Source organism: Stenotrophomonas maltophilia (assembly GCF_900186865.1).
In the GTDB taxonomy this organism is placed as follows: domain Bacteria; phylum Pseudomonadota; class Gammaproteobacteria; order Xanthomonadales; family Xanthomonadaceae; genus Stenotrophomonas; species Stenotrophomonas maltophilia.
In genome coordinates this window covers 820,673-836,351 of record NZ_LT906480.1, presented here as the reverse complement: position 1 = coordinate 836,351, position 15,679 = coordinate 820,673, and the positions used below count along the sequence as shown (strand labels likewise).

General features: G+C 68.0%; 14 protein-coding genes and 1 pseudogene. 11 read left to right on the top strand and 4 right to left on the bottom strand.

Annotated features, from left to right (window positions below; genetic code table 11):
• Window positions 1–420: 420 nt before the first annotated feature.
• Together msrA and CKW06_RS03865 are read right to left on the bottom strand one after the other, a co-directional pair.
• Window positions 421–1,086 carry a peptide-methionine (S)-S-oxide reductase MsrA gene (gene msrA, locus CKW06_RS03870; RefSeq protein WP_024956784.1) on the bottom strand — a complete coding sequence of 222 codons (666 nt, stop codon included), beginning with the start codon at window positions 1,084–1,086 and terminating at the stop codon, window positions 421–423.
• A gap of 30 nt (window positions 1,087–1,116) precedes the next feature.
• Window positions 1,117–1,380: a putative signal transducing protein gene (locus CKW06_RS03865; protein WP_005408153.1), complete on the bottom strand. Its 264-nt coding sequence runs from the start codon at window positions 1,378–1,380 to the stop codon at window positions 1,117–1,119.
• 259 nt (window positions 1,381–1,639) lie between these two features.
• On the opposite strand from CKW06_RS03865, the gene CKW06_RS03860 reads away from it, so the two are divergent.
• The 6 genes and pseudogenes from CKW06_RS03860 to CKW06_RS03835 all read left to right on the top strand — a co-directional run bounded on the left by CKW06_RS03860 (window position 1,640) and on the right by CKW06_RS03835 (window position 7,015).
• A complete protein-coding gene (locus CKW06_RS03860; RefSeq protein WP_005412307.1) occupies window positions 1,640–3,388 on the top strand; it encodes a glutamine--tRNA ligase/YqeY domain fusion protein in 1,749 nt (582 codons plus the stop codon).
• 43 nt (window positions 3,389–3,431) lie between these two features.
• Window positions 3,432–4,085, top strand: a complete 654-nt coding sequence (locus CKW06_RS03855) for a membrane protein (protein ID WP_024958872.1) — start codon at window positions 3,432–3,434, stop codon at window positions 4,083–4,085.
• Window positions 4,086–4,136: 51 nt separating this feature from the next.
• A complete protein-coding gene (locus tag CKW06_RS03850) occupies window positions 4,137–4,859 on the top strand; it encodes a DUF6348 family protein (RefSeq protein ID WP_038645509.1) in 723 nt (240 codons plus the stop codon).
• Between the two features lie 97 nt (window positions 4,860–4,956).
• Complete coding sequence (locus CKW06_RS03845) at window positions 4,957–5,517, top strand: nucleoside deaminase (protein WP_004154307.1); 561 nt, start codon at window positions 4,957–4,959, stop codon at window positions 5,515–5,517.
• Complete coding sequence (rlmM, locus tag CKW06_RS03840) at window positions 5,501–6,568, top strand: 23S rRNA (cytidine(2498)-2'-O)-methyltransferase RlmM (protein WP_024958649.1); 1,068 nt, start codon at window positions 5,501–5,503, stop codon at window positions 6,566–6,568. The genes CKW06_RS03845 and rlmM overlap by 17 nt, the downstream gene beginning before the upstream one ends.
• Before the next feature lie 51 nt (window positions 6,569–6,619).
• Window positions 6,620–7,015: pseudogene (locus CKW06_RS03835) on the top strand (EF-hand domain-containing protein).
• 141 nt (window positions 7,016–7,156) lie between these two features.
• On the opposite strand, the gene CKW06_RS03830 reads toward CKW06_RS03835, so the two are convergent.
• Window positions 7,157–8,338, bottom strand: coding sequence for a UbiH/UbiF family hydroxylase (locus CKW06_RS03830; protein WP_024958648.1), 1,182 nt, complete (start codon window positions 8,336–8,338; stop codon window positions 7,157–7,159).
• The gene (gene ubiH / locus CKW06_RS03825; protein ID WP_024958647.1) at window positions 8,335–9,543 is read right to left on the bottom strand and encodes a 2-octaprenyl-6-methoxyphenyl hydroxylase; all 1,209 of its coding nucleotides are present in this window, start codon (window positions 9,541–9,543) and stop codon (window positions 8,335–8,337) included. Before ubiH ends, CKW06_RS03830 begins: the two co-directional genes overlap by 4 nt.
• Window positions 9,544–9,649: 106 nt before the next feature.
• Between ubiH and CKW06_RS03820 the strand changes: the two genes are divergently transcribed.
• From CKW06_RS03820 to CKW06_RS03800, 5 genes are all read left to right on the top strand, one after another.
• The gene (locus CKW06_RS03820) at window positions 9,650–10,234 is read left to right on the top strand and encodes a hypothetical protein (RefSeq protein ID WP_024958646.1); all 585 of its coding nucleotides are present in this window, start codon (window positions 9,650–9,652) and stop codon (window positions 10,232–10,234) included.
• 8 nt (window positions 10,235–10,242) lie between these two features.
• Window positions 10,243–10,797, top strand: coding sequence for a cob(I)yrinic acid a,c-diamide adenosyltransferase (locus CKW06_RS03815; protein WP_024958645.1), 555 nt, complete (start codon window positions 10,243–10,245; stop codon window positions 10,795–10,797).
• A gap of 9 nt (window positions 10,798–10,806) precedes the next feature.
• The gene (locus CKW06_RS03810; protein ID WP_005408143.1) at window positions 10,807–11,745 is read left to right on the top strand and encodes a histone deacetylase family protein; all 939 of its coding nucleotides are present in this window, start codon (window positions 10,807–10,809) and stop codon (window positions 11,743–11,745) included.
• A gap of 89 nt (window positions 11,746–11,834) precedes the next feature.
• Window positions 11,835–14,336 carry an LPS-assembly protein LptD gene (lptD, locus tag CKW06_RS03805; protein ID WP_077684474.1) on the top strand — a complete coding sequence of 834 codons (2,502 nt, stop codon included), beginning with the start codon at window positions 11,835–11,837 and terminating at the stop codon, window positions 14,334–14,336.
• On the top strand, window positions 14,333–15,676 hold the full coding sequence (locus CKW06_RS03800; protein ID WP_005408141.1) for a peptidylprolyl isomerase: 1,344 nt from the start codon (window positions 14,333–14,335) through the stop codon (window positions 15,674–15,676). The genes lptD and CKW06_RS03800 overlap by 4 nt, the downstream gene beginning before the upstream one ends.
• The last annotated feature ends 3 nt before the right edge of the window (window positions 15,677–15,679 follow it).

Genomic DNA, 15,679 nt, shown 5'->3' with positions numbered 1-15,679 from the left:
GTCGCGCGCTTCGCTTGCTCGCAGCCGAGCATGGCTATGCCGGTCGTCCTGACCGGCACCCTCCGGGCCGTCGCAAGCAACGTTGACAGCGGCTCCTGCCGCTGCCTTCGGCTCTACAGAAGGCACTGCAGAACCAAACGAAAAGGACGCGGCGAACGCCGCGTCCTTTTTGTCTTTCTTCAGTTCGTCAGTAACCAATGCTCTCGCCCACCGTCACCGGAAAACTGTCGAAGGTGGGACGGGTGCAGATGGCGGGACCGTCCACGGCATGGATGCCGTGGACGAGCCCCCAAGGACGGGTTTACGGCGTGTCCCGCCATCTGCACCCGTCCCGCCAAACTCACAGCAAACCAGAGCCGCTTGGCTTTAGCTTTGGCTTTCAGCCGTTGACGTTGCCCGCCGCAGGCGGACCACCGCGCGTCAGCGCGGCGCCTCCACATCCAACCCGATCGGGCAGCTCACGCCGGTGCCGCCGATGCCGCAGTAGCCGTTCGGATTCTTCGCCAAGTACTGCTGGTGATAGTCCTCGGCGTAGTAGTACGCAGGTGCCGGGTACACGATCTCGGTGGTGATCGGGCCGTAGCCGGCCGCATCCAGCTGCGCCTGGTAGGCCTCGCGGCTGGCCAGCGCGACGGCGTACTGCGCCTCGTCGGTGGCGTGGATCGCCGAGCGGTACTGGGTGCCGGTGTCGTTGCCCTGGCGCATGCCCTGGGTCGGGTCGTGGCTCTCCCAGAACAGCTGCAGCAGGCGCTCCAGGCTCACCACCGCCGGGTCGAACACCACCTGCACCACTTCGGTGTGGCCGGTCAGGCCCGAACAGACCTCTTCATAGGTCGGGTTCGGGGTGATGCCCCCGGCATAGCCCACCGAGGTGCTGTACACGCCCGGTTCGGTCCAGAACTTGCGCTCGGCGCCCCAGAAGCAGCCCAGCGCGAAACGGATCTGCTGCAGGCCGGCAAAACGGTCCTTCAGCGGATGGCTGTTCACGAAGTGCTGGTTGCTGTGCAGCGGCAGCGGCTGGTCACGCCCCGGCAGCGCCTCTTCCGGGCGTGGCAGGCGCTGCTTGAAGGCGCCGATGCCGAGGATGCCCTGGCCAATTCCCAACATGATGCGCTCCTACGCCGGAAGTCCGGCTATGTCGTCTGCATCTGAAATGGGGGCGTCCGGCGCGTGGCCCAAGTCCAGCGCCGCCACGATGTCCTCGGCCTGCGGGCGTGCCGCATCGGGGATTCCCACCCGCAGCACACCGAACAGCGGCAGCTCGCCCATGCCGCCCAGCAGCTGCTCGCCAAACACGAAGGCCGGGATGCCGGCATCTTCCAGCGCGTGCTTGACCAGGTGGGCGTCGAACAGGTTGTCGGCCTTGTACACGATGTGCATGCGGCGGCTCCGTGGGACAGGGTTCCAGCATACGCCCGGGGGCTGAATGGTGGTGGTGACGGCGCATGACCGTTCTGCCGGCCAGCGGCCGGCACTACCCATCCACTTTCCGGTAGCGCCGGCAGCGGGCCGGCGGAATGTGGACCGCCGTGCAGTTGGGTAGTGCCGGCCGCTGGCCGGCATCCCCACACCCCACCGGGCAGCCCTGCCCCGTACGCGCTAGACTGTTGGTCTTTCTGCCCTTTTTCGCCCCAGACTCATGTCCGAGCACACCCCCGCCAGCCCCGAGACCCCCGCCGACAGCCACGAGAAGCGCGATTTCATCCGCCAGATCGTGCGCGAGGACCTGGCCAGCGGAAAGCACCAGGCGATCAAGACCCGCTTCCCGCCGGAGCCGAACGGCTACCTGCACATCGGCCATGCCAAGTCGATCTGCCTGAACTTCGGCATCGCCGGCGAATTCAGCGGCGTCTGCAACCTGCGCTTCGACGACACCAACCCGGCCAAGGAAGACCCGGAATACGTGGCTGCGATCCAGGACGACGTGCGCTGGCTGGGCTTCGAGTGGAACGAGCTGCGCCACGCCTCGGACTACTTCCAGGCCTATTACCTGGCCGCCGAAAAGCTGATCGAGCAGGGCAAGGCCTATGTCTGCGACCTGTCGGCCGAGGAAGTGCGCGCCTACCGCGGCACCCTCACCGAGCCGGGCCGCCCGTCGCCGTGGCGCGACCGCAGCGTCGAGGAAAACCTCGACCTGTTCCGCCGCATGCGCGCCGGTGAGTTCCCGGATGGCGCGCGCACCCTTCGCGCGAAGATCGACATGGCCAGCGGCAACATCAACCTGCGCGATCCGGCGCTGTACCGCATCAAGCACGTCGAGCACCAGAACACCGGCAACGCGTGGCCGATCTACCCGATGTACGACTTCGCCCACGCGCTGGGTGATTCGATCGAGGGCATCACCCACTCGCTGTGCACGCTGGAGTTCGAAGACCACCGCCCGCTGTACGACTGGTGCGTGGACAACGTCGATTTCGCCCATGACGATGCGCTGACCCAGCCGCTGGTCGATGCCGGCCTGCCGCGCGAAGCCGCCAAGCCGCGCCAGATCGAGTTCTCGCGCCTGAACATCAACTACACGGTGATGAGCAAGCGCAAGCTGATGGCGCTGGTCACCGAGCAGCTGGTGGACGGCTGGGAAGACCCGCGCATGCCGACCCTGCAGGGCCTGCGTCGCCGTGGCTACACCCCGGCCGCGATGCGCCTGTTCGCCGAGCGCGTGGGCATCAGCAAGCAGAATTCGCTGATCGACTTCAGCGTGCTGGAAGGCGCGCTGCGCGAAGACCTGGACAGCGCCGCGCCGCGCCGCATGGCAGTGATCGATCCGGTCAAGCTGGTGCTGACCAACCTGCCGGAAGGCCATGAAGAACAGCTGACCTTCAGCAACCACCCGAAGGACGAGAGCTTCGGCAGCCGCGAAGTGCCGTTCGCACGTGAAGTGTGGATCGACCGCGAGGACTTCGCCGAAGTGCCGCCGAAGGGCTGGAAGCGCCTGGTGCCGGGTGGCGAAGTGCGCCTGCGCGGCGCCGGCATCATCCGCTGCGACGAAGTGATCAAGGATGCCGGCGGCACCATCACCGAGCTGCGCGGCTGGCTGGATCCGGAATCGCGTCCGGGTATGGAAGGCGCCAACCGCAAGGTCAAGGGCACCATCCACTGGGTCAGCGCCGTGCATGGCGTGCCGGCCGAGATCCGCCTGTACGACCGCCTGTTCTCGGTGCCGAACCCGGATGATGAATCGGAAGGCAAGACCTACCGCGATTACCTCAATCCGGAATCGCGCCGCACCGTCACCGGCTATGTCGAGCCGGCCGCGGCCAGCGCCGCGCCGGAGCAGTCGTTCCAGTTCGAACGTACCGGCTACTTCGTCGCCGACCGCCGCGACCACACCGAAGCCAAGCCGGTGTTCAACCGCAGCGTGACCCTGCGCGATACCTGGTCGGCCTGAGGACCTGCGCGGGCGCCAGCACGGCGCCCGCACGCCATCGACAATGATCACCGCCCTCTCCGTCCTGTTCTGGTTCATCTCGCAGCATCCGCTGCTGACGTTCTTTGCAGCGATGGTGCTGGCCGGGCTGGTCTCGTGGTGGCGGCGCTTTCCGGGCTACGCCATCGTGGTGTTCCCGCTGGCGATGCTCAACATGTTCCTCGGCCACTTCCTCAACGCCACCTTCCTCAACGTGGTGGGCGAGCGTGGTGAAGCGGTGATCGTCAAGGCCGAGCGAACCAGCTCCACGCTCAACGAACAGTACATCTGGCGCTACGAAGGGGTGCTGCGTACCGCCGAGGGCCGCGACGTGGACGTGGTGTTCCACACCAACACCGCTTCGCTGTGGCCGCTGGAAAACGCCATCCGTATCCCGGCGCGCGACCAGCCGTTCGTGGTCAAGTACACGCCGGGCTTCCCACGCAACTTCGTCATCCTCACCAATGAATCCCCGCACGGCGTCGCCCAGGCCCGGGCCAGCGCGCGCGAGCGGGTGGAGGTGGCGGCACGCAAGCTGCATTTCAGCCCGGGTAATGCCGATTTCCGCGCGGACTATCGCCGCGAGCTGGAAACCTGGCTGCGCGACCACGGCAACGATCCGCAGCAGCAATCCGACGCGCAGCGATATCGCGCCGAACTCGACGCGCTCGACCGCTAGATGCCCAGGCCCTGCCTGGATGTTCCACCCCATCCACCCCACAGGCCTGACATGACCACGACCTCCGCCGCTCTCCTCCCGCTGCTGCAGCAGGTCCTTCAGGACGCGGGCATCGCCAGCCACGTCGACGGCAACGCGCTACTGCTGGACAGCGGCCTGCGCCTGACCCCGCATGCAATGGCCGCACACGCGCGAGACAACGGTGGTTGGCAGACCTCCACCGTCATCGAAAGCCAGCATCCGCGGTTGTTCGCCGATGGCCTGTTCGAGTACCAGCACGCAAATGGTGCCGATGAGCAGGCATCGCTGTTGTCCGGCTTCCAGGCCTGGGCCCGGGTGGACCTGGTGACCCTGCAGACCGCGATCGGCGCCCAAGACGCACAGGGCCTGCCGATGATGGGCCTGACCTATCCGGCCGGTGACAACGGCGAGGAACACGAACGCACTGTAGTGCTGGGGCCGTTGGCGCACTACCGTGCACAGGAAGTGGATGCCTCCACCTGCAGCGAAGACGATCATGGCTCCTGCCCCTGCTGCCTGTTCACCCGTAGCATGGATGCCTTCGACGAGCTGCTGAAAGCCCGCCAATTCCTCGCCATCCGCCTGTTCGCCTCGCGCGATGCCGACGGCCTGTGCGAGGCCGATTGCCGGGTCAACGGCCACGACTTCGCCGCCGCCCTGCCCCTGCTGCGCGCCTACGCGGCCAGCTGGCCGCAGGCCGGGCTGGAATTCCGCAAGCAGTACGTGGTGATCCGCACCGGCTCGCCAGGCTGACCCACGCCCACACCCGGTACAGGCCCGTGCGGCTACACTGCGCGCCGGTTCCCCAAGCAACCGCACTTTTTCCCATCCCACACGAGGCACCCCCGCGATGCTGTACGCGCAAGTCCACCTGACCCTTCCCGCCTGGATCCACGACCAGATCGACCTGGATCGTCGATATCCGGGCGATGAGGCCAAGGTCGCGCTGGCGATCGAGCTGTCGCGGCTGAACGTCGAGCACGCCAGTGGCGGTCCGTTCGGTGCGGTGGTGTTCGGACCGGACGACAAGGTCATCGCCGCTGGCGTGAACCGGGTGATGCCGCACGCGACTTCGCTGGCGCACGCCGAGAACATGGCCTACATGCTGGCCCAGCAGCGCCTGCAGACCCCGCGCCTGAACGCAGTGCTGTCGCCGGTCACCCTGGCCACCAGCTCGCAGCCGTGCTGCCAGTGCTACGGCGCCACCGTGTGGGCCGGCATCGACCGCTTGCTGATCGGTGCCAACTCGGCCGACGTCGAGGAACTGACCCCGTTCGACGAAGGCCCGCTGCCGGCCGACTGGGTGGGTGAACTCAACAAGCGCGGCATCGAAGTGGTGCAGGGCCTGAACCGCGACGCCGCACGCAGCGTGCTGCGCGCCTATGGGGAAAGCGATGGCGCCCGTTACTGAGGCCGGCATCGGCCTGCTGTGCCTGTGCCGGCAGGGCTTCGAGCCCGAGCTGGCCGGCGAGTTGCAGTTCCGCGCCGGCGAAGCCGGTTTCGCCGGCTACGCGCGCACCCAGCGCAATGACGGCTACGTGCTGTTCATGTGCGACGAGGCTGCGGCACTGGCGCCGCGCCTGCGCTGGCGCGAACTGATCTTCGCGCGGCAGAAGCTGGTGGTGCTGGCCGAGCTGCCGCAGCTGGACCCGGCCGACCGCATCACCCCGATGCTGGAGGTGCTGGCCGATGCGCCGCGCTTCGGCGACCTGTGGGTGGAGCACCCCGATTCGGACGCCGGCAAGCCGCTGTCCGGACTGGCCCGTGCCTTCGGCAATGCACTGCGCCCGGCGCTGCGCAAGGCCGGCAAGCTCAGCGACAAGCCGAACGACCGCCTGCCGCGCCTGCACGTGGTGTTCGTCGACGGCACCCACGCCTTCGTCTGCGTGGCCGACCCGGCCGACAGCGCGCCGTGGGCACTGGGCATCCCGCGCCTGAAGCTGCTGCCCGAAGCACCCTCGCGTTCGGCGCTGAAGCTGGACGAAGCACTGCTGACCCTGCTGACGCCGGAAGAACGCGAAGCACTGGCCAAGCCCGGCATGCGTGCGGCCGACCTGGGCGCCGCCCCCGGCGGCTGGACCTGGGTGCTGACCCGCCAGCACATGCACGTGTTGAGCATCGACAACGGCCCGCTGCGCCAGCACGTGCTGGACACCGGCCTGGTCGAGCACCTGCGCGCCGATGGCTTCCACTGGCATCCGGAACAGCCGCTGGACTGGATGGTCTGCGACATGGTCGAGCAGCCGCGCCGCGTAGCCGAACGCATGGCCACCTGGTTCCGCGAAGGCTGGTGCCGGCACGCGATCTTCAACCTGAAGCTGCCGATGAAGAAGCGCTGGGACGAGACCCGGCTGTGCCTGGACTTGTTCCAGGACCAGGCCGGCAAGCCGCTGGTGGTGCGTGCCAAGCAGCTCTATCACGACCGTGAGGAGATCACGGTACTGGCATCGCCGCTGCGCTGAGGCCATCACGTCCGCCGGGCATACCCCGGCGCTGCAGAGGGAGGAGCATCCATGCGACATCGAACGATTCCGCTGCTGATCACCCTGCTGGCCGCCGCACCAGCGGTGGCCCAGCAATTGCCGCACACTCCGGCACAAAGCCAGCCGCTGGGCCCCACCGGCGGCGCGATCCGCCAGCAACCGCTAGATGCGGGCCGGGTCAGCGGCAGCGTCGAGATTCCGTAGCCGGCCGGCGAGGCGCAGGTAACCGTGCGTTCGCTGGAACCGAGCAGCGTGGTTGGCCAGTACCGCATCCACTTCGCTGCGCTGGATGTGAACGGCGATGGTTTCATCAGCCGCGAGGAAGCGCAGGCGAATCCGGCGCTGGCCGATGAGTTCAATGCGTTGGACGTGAAGCGTCGCGGCAAGCTGGATCGTGCCGACCTGGCCGGCTGGCTGGTCGACTGAAAAAGGGACGGAGGGGATTAAGTCGTTCGTGGCACAAACGACTTAATCCCCTCCGTCCCCTTTTTGATCCAGCGCGATCTTCATCCACGCATGGCGTGGATCTACTGACGTCGGGCACCCACCAGAGCGGTTTGCATTCTGCTACACCCCGGCGGCGCGCTTCCAGAATGCCTGCACCAGCGGCGGCCATTTGCCGACGCAGCCCAGCGCCCGGCCGCGGGCCAGGGTCAGGTGCATTTCGTCGTTGGAGAACAGGCGGTTGATCGCATCGAAGCTGTAGGCGGCGATGTGGTTGTCGCTGCGCCGTTCGCGTGCCCAGCGCTGCAGGCGCTGCGGCGACAGCCGCGGCTGGCCACGGCGCTCGGCCGACGGCGCCAGCCACTGCTGCAGGGCGGCCACATCGCGCAGGCCCAGGTTCACGCCCTGCCCGGCCAGCGGATGCACCACGTGCGCGGCATCACCCAATGCCAGCACGCGGCCGGCCACGTAGTGACGTGCCAGCTGGCGGCGCAGCGGGAAGGCTGCGCGCGGTGATGCCAGCCGCAGATCACCCAGCCGCGCCGCGAAGGCGCGGGTCAGTTCGCGGTTGAAGCTGTCTTCGTCCAGCGCCAGCACGCGCGCCGCCTCGTCCTCGGGCAGGGTCCAAACGATCGAGCTGCGGCGCTCGGCCACCGGCAGCAGCGCCAGCGGCCCGCTCGGCAGGAAACGCTGCCAGGCGGTGGCCTGGTTGGGAAGATCGCTGTCCACGTAGGCCACCACGCCACGCTGGTGGTAGTCATGCTTTTCAACCTCGATCCCGGCCAGTTGGCGCAGGGTCGATTCGGCGCCGTCGGCGGCCACCGCCAACGCCGCCTCCAGGCGACGACAGTCATCCAGGCGCAGGCGCACGCCGTCGTCGTCCTGCTCCAGCGCTTCCACCCGCGCCGGGCAGTGCAGCTGCACGCCCGCCGCCGGCAACGCCGCCCACAGCCGATCCTGCAGCAGGCCGTTCTCGACGATGTAGCCCAGTTCACGACGGCCGAAGCGATCGGCATCGAACAGCAGATCTTCGCCACCGGCCGCGTCCCACACCTGCATGCGCCGGTAGGGCCAGGCGCGGGCCTGGGCGATCGCCGGCCACACGCCCAGGCGGTTCAACAGTTGTACGTTGTCAGCAGCGAAGGCGAACACGCGGAGGTCAGGCTGTGCGGCCTGCCACGGCGCGGGCTCACGACCTTCCACCAGCGCAACCGACAGGCCGGCATCGGCCAGCGCCAGCGCGCACGCGGCACCGACCACGCCGCCACCGACGATGGCCACATCAAGCCGCATGCGCCGGCTCATGCGGCTTCTCCGCGGCACAGGCGCGGCACTTCGCCGCGGAAGCCCATCGCGCCACCGACCAGCATCGACTGCACCGATGCGCGTTGCGCGGCCACCAGGCCGAGGCTGCGCAGCGGCCGCATCAGCGGCGCCGGGTTGCTGGTCAGGCGCGCCAGGCCGCCGGAGAACGCCACCGTCTGCCGGCGATCTTCCTCGCGGCGCGCGACATAGGCCTGCAGCAGTGCATCACTGCCGGCATCTTCATGCGCATCCTCCAGCAGCTCGGCCAAAGTCAGCGCATCGCGCAGGCCCAGGTTGAAGCCCTGTGCACCCAGCGGATGAATGGTCTGCGCGGCATTGCCCAGCAGCACCGTGCGCTCACCGCCCAGCGCACGCGCCAGCACCTGAATGAGCGGGTAGGCGCTGCGCGGGCCGGACTCGAGCAGGCGGCCGGCACGCCAGCCGATCGCGTTCTGCAGGCGTTGCAGCCAGGCGGCATCGTCCAGCGCCATCACCGCATCGGCCTGGTCGCGCGCAACACCATGCACGGTGCCGAAGTGACGATCGCCGCGCGGCAGCAGGGCCGTCGGGCCGGTATCGGTGAAACGCTCCCACGCGGTGCCATCCGGCGCGCGCTGGCTGCGTACACGGGCCACGAACAGGGTCTGCTGGAAATCATGGCGGTAGACCTCGATGCCCAGAGCACCACGCACGCCACTGGTCGTACCGTCGGCACCCACCACCAGCCGTGCCAGCAATACGCGCTCGCCGGCCTCATCGGCGACCCGCACGTGGCGGTAGCCGTCGACCACTTCACCCAGGCCCAGGAACCGCATCGGCCGGTAACGGCGCAGCCGCGGCAGCTCCTGAAGCCGCGCTTCCAGCGCCTGGCCGAAGTCGCGGGCGACCACCACCTGGCCGAACCAAGGCCGGTCGTAATCGGCCGCTTCCAGCTGCACGCGGCCGAAATCGCCGGCACGGCTGACGTGGATGCGCCGGATCGGGCCCGGTGCCATCGCCAGCTTCTGCATCACCCCCAGCGCGGTCAGCGCATTGACGGTGGCAGCGGCGAAACTGAGATTGCGCTGGTCGAACACCGCCGGCAGCTCGCCGGCCGGGCTGGCCTCGAGCAGGCCCACGTCGCGGCCGAGGCGGTCCAGGGCAATGGCCAGGCTGGCGCCGACCAGGCCACCACCGACAATCAGCACGTCATGTCGTTCACTCATGCGTTCATGATACGCGCTCGCCCCGTCTGTACGCCGAACGGCCGGTCCTGCGCCAACCCGCGCGGCGGGCTAGAATGAAACCTGAATCCGCTCCGGGCCCGCCACCATGTCCGACACTGCCAACCGCGCCTTCGTCCTGTCCGTGCTCGTTCTGGTGCTGGCAGCGACCCGTGTCAATCACTTCGCGGCGATCCCCGATGCCTCATGGGCGGTGTTCTTCATCGGTGGCTTCTACCTGGCCCGCTGGACGCGCTGGGCGTTCCCGCTGCTGATGGTGTTCGCGGTGCTGGTGGACTGGATCGTGATCCGCAGCAGCGGCCTGGACTTCTGGCAGCACTACTGCGTGTCGCCGGGCTACTGGCTGCTGCTGCCGGCCTATTTCTCGCTGTGGGCCGGCGGCATGCTGCTGGGCCGCAACTACCAGAGCGCGCGCTGGCCGGTACTGGCCAGGGGCGCGCTGCTGCTGGTCGCCTCAGTGGCGGTCTGCCACCTGCTGGCGCAGGGCGGCTTCTACTGGACCAGCAGCAACGTGGCCGAGCCGACCCTGGCCGGCTGGGCACAGAACTACGCGCAGTGGTTCGGCCCCTACCTGCGCACCACGGCGATCTACGTGGCGCTGGCCGCCGCCCTGCAGCTGGCCGTGGAGCAGGTGTTGAAGCTCCAGCAGGCCCGCCGCGACATCCGCCACTGAGCCGCGACATGGGTCATCGCCTCTCGCGCATCTACACCCGCACCGGCGACGACGGCAGTACCGGCCTCGGTGACGGCCAGCGCGTGCCCAAGGATGACGCCCGGGTGGCGTCCTACGGCACCGTCGACGAGGCCAATGCCGCGCTCGGCCTGCTGCTGGCCGTGCCCCTGCCCGAGGATGTGCGCGTGCTGGTGGTGCATCTGCAGCACCAGTTGTTCGACCTGGGCGCCGAACTGTGCATCCCCGGCCACGCCGCGATCCACGCCGCCGATGTCTCGGCCCTGGAACAGCAGCTGGACCATTACAACGCCGACCTGCCGATGCTGAAGGAATTCATCCTGCCGGCCGGCGGCGAAGCCGCCGCGCGCTGCCATCTGGCCCGCACCATCGTCCGCCGCGCCGAGCGCGAAACGGTCACCCTGGCCCGCCACGAGGCCGTGCGCAGCGAGGCGTTGCAGTACCTGAACAGGTTGTCGGACCTGTTGTTCGTGCTGGCCCGGGTGCTGGCACGTGCCGACGGCCAGGGCGAAGCGCTGTGGCAACCACAGCAGCGCCAGCGCTGAGCCTGCACGATGCTGGTCTACACCCATCCGTCCTGCCTGCTGCACGACCCCGGCCCCGGCCACCCGGAGTGCCCGCAACGCCTGCAGCATGTGCTGGACGCGCTGCACACCGCGTTCCCCGGCCAGCTGGAGTGGCGCGAAGCGCCACCGGCCAAGTTCGGTGAACTGACCCGGGTCCACGACAGCGCCCTGCTCGACTTCGTGCTGCAACCGCAGACCGCACCGCTGCGCCAGCTGGACATGGACACCTGGACCTCACCCGGCTCGGCCAGCGCTGCCGTGCACGCCGCCGGTGCCGGCGTGGCCGCGGTCGATGCGGTGATGCTGGGCGACGACCCGCTGGCCTTCTGCGCGGTACGCCCGCCGGGCCACCACGCCACCAGCAGCACGGCGATGGGCTTCTGCCTGCTCAACAACATCGCCATCGCCGCCGCCTATGCCCGCGACCGCCACGGCCTGGAACGGATCGCGGTGGTCGACTTCGACGTCCACCACGGCAACGGCACCCAGGACATCTTCCAGCACGACGCCCGGGTCTCGTACTACAGCACCCACCAGGCCGGGCTGTTCCCCAATTCCGGCCTGCGCCGTGACCGCGGTGCCGGCAACCTGATGAACATCCTGCTGCCGCCGGGCAGCGGTGGCTTCCGCTTCCGCAATGTCTGGGCCGACGAGATGCTGCCGGCCATCGACGACTTCCGCCCGCAGCTGCTGCTGATCTCGGCCGGCTTCGACGCCCACCTGCGTGATCCGCAGGCGGACCTGATGCTGGAGACCGACGATTTCGCCTGGATCACCGGTGAACTGCACGCGCTGGCACGCCGTCACGCGGCCGGCCGGGTGGTCTCGATGCTGGAGGGTGGCTACGACCTGCAGGCCCTGGCCGAGTGCAGCGTGGCCCATGTCCAGACCCTGCTCACGCCGTCCGTGGGCACCTCCGCCGGATGAACCCGAACCGGCAGGCTCCGGCGTCCTTCATTGCCCCTATGCAAGGGATGGGGCAAGCTACCGTCCGTTTTCGCCCGAATCCGAACCGCGTGCGCCGAGCCCTCCGCCTGCTTCCCCTGCCTCTGAGCATCGCCATCAGCCTGCCGGCGATGGCCGATGAAAAGCCGCTCAACTGGGGCCTGTGCCCGGCCACCGACGTCATTCCCGCGTTCACTGACGCCCCCACCCCGGTTCCGGCCCAGGACAAGGCTGCCGCCGCGGCCGCCCGCGAGCAGCAGCCGACCGACATCGAGGGTGACCAGCTGCTGGGCACCACCACCGTGCCGCAGTACGAGGGCAACGTGGCGCTGCGCCGGGGTGACCAGTTCGTCGGTACCGACAAGCTCAGCTTCGACACCGAGACCGGCAACTACATCGCCGACGGCAATGTCCGCTACCAGGACGGGTCGATCCGGATGGTCGCCAAGCGTGCCGAAGGCAACCAGGAAAGCGATACCCACAAGATCTCCGACATCAAGTACCAGCTGGTGTCGCGCCGGGGCAACGGTGATGCCGAGTCGGTCGACCTGCAGGGTGCGGTCGGCCAGATGCACCGCTCCACCTACACCACCTGCGACCCCTCGCAGCCGGTGTGGAAGCTGTCTGCGCCGCAGATCGAAGTGGACAACGACGAGGGCTTCGGCACCGCGCGCAACGCCGTGCTGCGCATCGGCAAGGTGCCGGTGCTGTGGGCGCCGTACTTCAAGTTCCCGATCGATGACCGCCGCAAGACCGGCCTGCTGTTCCCGCAGCTGGGCATGTCCGGGCGCAACGGCTTCGACTACGCCCAGCCGATCTACTTCAACCTGGCGCCGAACTACGACGACACGCTGACCCCGCGCTACATGAGCCGGCGCGGCCTGCTGCTCGACAACGAGTTCCGCTACCTCTACAACGGCGGCCGCGGCGAGGTGTTGACCTCGTTCATGCCCAACGACCGCCTGCGTGACCGTGACCGCGGCCGGGTGATGTTCACCGGCTACCACAACGTGGACAGCCACTGGCAGGCCCGCGCCAACCTGGCCTGGGTCAGCGACGAGCGCTATGTCGAGGATTTCGCCAACCGCCTGGTGGGGGTGACCGCCTCCAACCTGCAGAGCACGGTGGGCCTGTATGGCACCGGCACGAACTGGACGGCCGGCATCATGGCCGACCGCTGGCAGCTGACCGACTACACGCTCGACGAGCGCGCCCTGCCCTACAACCGCCAGCCACGCCTGTACTTCAACTGGGACAAGCCGGTCCGGCCCTGGCTGGAAGCCGGCATCTACGCCGAAGCGGTGCGCTTCACCCACGACGACATCAACTTCAAGAACGCCGTCGGCACCGGTAAGGATCTGCAGTACACCCGCAACGGAGTGCAGTGGACCGACGGCGTCGGTGTCAGCGGCGGTTCGCGATTGGACGTGAAGCCGTATGTGTCATTCCCGATCAGCGGCGCGGCCTGGTATGTGACCCCGACCCTGGCCTACCGTTACACCGCCTATCAGCTGGACCGAGGCCTGGTGGATGGTGTGAGAGGCATCCAGGCCCAGATCCTGAGTTCGCAGGGCATCGACCCGAACACGGCCACGCCCGAGCAGCTGCGCGGCAATACCTCGCCCAGCCGCAGCCTGCCGATCGGCAGCATCGACGCCGGCCTGTTCTTCGATCGCGAAACCAGCATCCGCGGCAAGTCGTTCCTGCAGACCCTGGAACCGCGCCTGTTCTACCTGCGCACGCCGTACCGCAACCAGGACGAGCTGCCGATCTTCGACACCCGTGACTTCACCTTCAGCTGGGGCCAGCTGTTCCGCGACTCGCGCTACACCGGCGCCGACCGCCAGAACGACGCCAACCAGCTGACCCTGGCGGTGAGCACCCGGTTCATCGACCAGACCACCGGCAAGGAACGTTTCTCGGCCTCGATCGGCCAGATCCAGTACTTCGATGAGTCGCGGGTGACCACCACCCCCGGCGGCGCCCCGGTGGAAAAGGGCAAGTCGGCCTGGATCGCCGACGGCAACTACATGATCAACGACCGCTGGACCCTGGGCGCCACCTACCAGTGGGACCCGAAGTACAAGCGCGAGGATCTGGCCAGCGTCCGTGCCCGTTACCTGATGCCCAACGACGGCGTGGTCAACCTGAGCTACCGCTACCGCATCAATGCCGGTGCTCTGCCCGGTGCCAACAAGCATGACCGCACCCCGCTGGAGCAGGCCGACCTGTCGTTCCTGTACCCGCTGAATGCGCGTTGGAGCCTGGTCGGCCGCTATTACTACTCGCTGCAGGACAAGGAGCCGCTGGAAATCATCGGCGGTGTCCAGTGGGACAGCTGCTGCTTGGCCGTGCGTGTGGTCGGCCGCCGCTATGTCCGCAATCGCGAAGGCGAGATGAACAACTCCATCCAGGTGGAGTTCGTCCTGAAGGGCCTGAGCTCCATCGGCCAGGACACGGACCGCACTCTGCGCCGTGCTATCCTCGGCTACAACCGCGACGACCTCTATCTCGTGCCGCCCAGCAACACCGGGGCGACCCGCGATGACTACGATCCGAACCTGATCCCATGACCAAGCGCTTCCCCGTTCTACTCGCCTCGCTGCTGGCGGTGTCCAGCGTGTCCGCCCCCCTGCAGGTGCTTGCCCAGGAGGCGCAGCCGCTCGACCGCATCGCCGCCGTCGTCGATGAGGACGTGATCCTGCAGAGCGAGCTCCAGCGTGCGATCGCCAACATCAAGGCGCAGTACGCCGGACGGGAGAACCAGCTGCCGCCGGAAGACGTGCTCAGCCGCCAGGTGCTCGAGCGCCTGGTGCTGGTCAAGCTGCAGGTGGCCCGCGCCCAGGGCAGCGGCATCCGTGTCAGCGACCAGGAGCTGAACCAGGCGATGAACTCCATCGCCCAGCAGAACGGTTCGAACCTGGACGCCCTGCGCCAGCGCCTGGCCCACGACGGCATCGATTTCAACGATTTCCGCGCATCGGTGCGTGATGAGATCACCGTGCAGCGCCTGCGCCAGAGCTTCGCGCAGAGCCGCATCAGCGTCAGCGAGGGTGAAGTCGATGCCGCGCTGAAGCAGCAGGCCACGGTAGGCAACCAGTATCACCTGGCGCACATCCTGGTCGCGTTGCCGGACGGCGCCAACGCCGACCAGATCGCCACCGGCCAGAAGAAGGCCGATGGCGTCAAGGCCCTGCTGGACAAGGGCGAGCTGGACTTCAACGCGGCGGCCGTGCGCTATTCCGACAGCCCCAATGCGCTGGAAGGCGGCGACCTGGGCTGGCGCAGCCTGGATGAAATCCCGCAGGCCTTCGCGCAGATGATGGAAAAGATGAAGCCCGGCGAAGTGGTCGGCCCGATCCGTGGCCCCAGCGGCTTCCAGCTGTTGAAGCTGGTGGAAGTGCGTGATGCCAGCGCCACCGCTGGCGCCAGCACCGTCACCGAGTACCACGGTCGCCACATCCTGGTGCGCGTGGACGATCATCAGACCGACGCGGCCGCCAAAGCCAAGATCGATACCCTGCGTGCCCGCATTGCCGGTGGCGCGGACTTCGAAACCGTGGCCAAGGAGTCCTCCGAGGACAACAACAGCAAGGGCCAGGGCGGCGATCTGGGCTGGTTCCCGGCCGATGCGTTCGGTCCGGCCTTTGGCCAGCAGGTGGCCGCCATCCAGGACGGCGGCGTCAGCCAGCCGTTCCGCACCGATGCCGGTTGGCACATCCTGCAGCGCGTGGCCACTCGCCAGACCGACGTGACCAACGACAACCAGCGTGCCCAGGTCCGCGAGACCATTGGCCGCCGCAAGCTGGAAGACGAGTACAACCGCTTCCTGCAGGAACTGCGCGGCGAAGCCTACGTCAGCTTCCGCAGTGGCGACCGCGCGGAAAACACCGCCACGCCGCCGCAGTCCTGATCG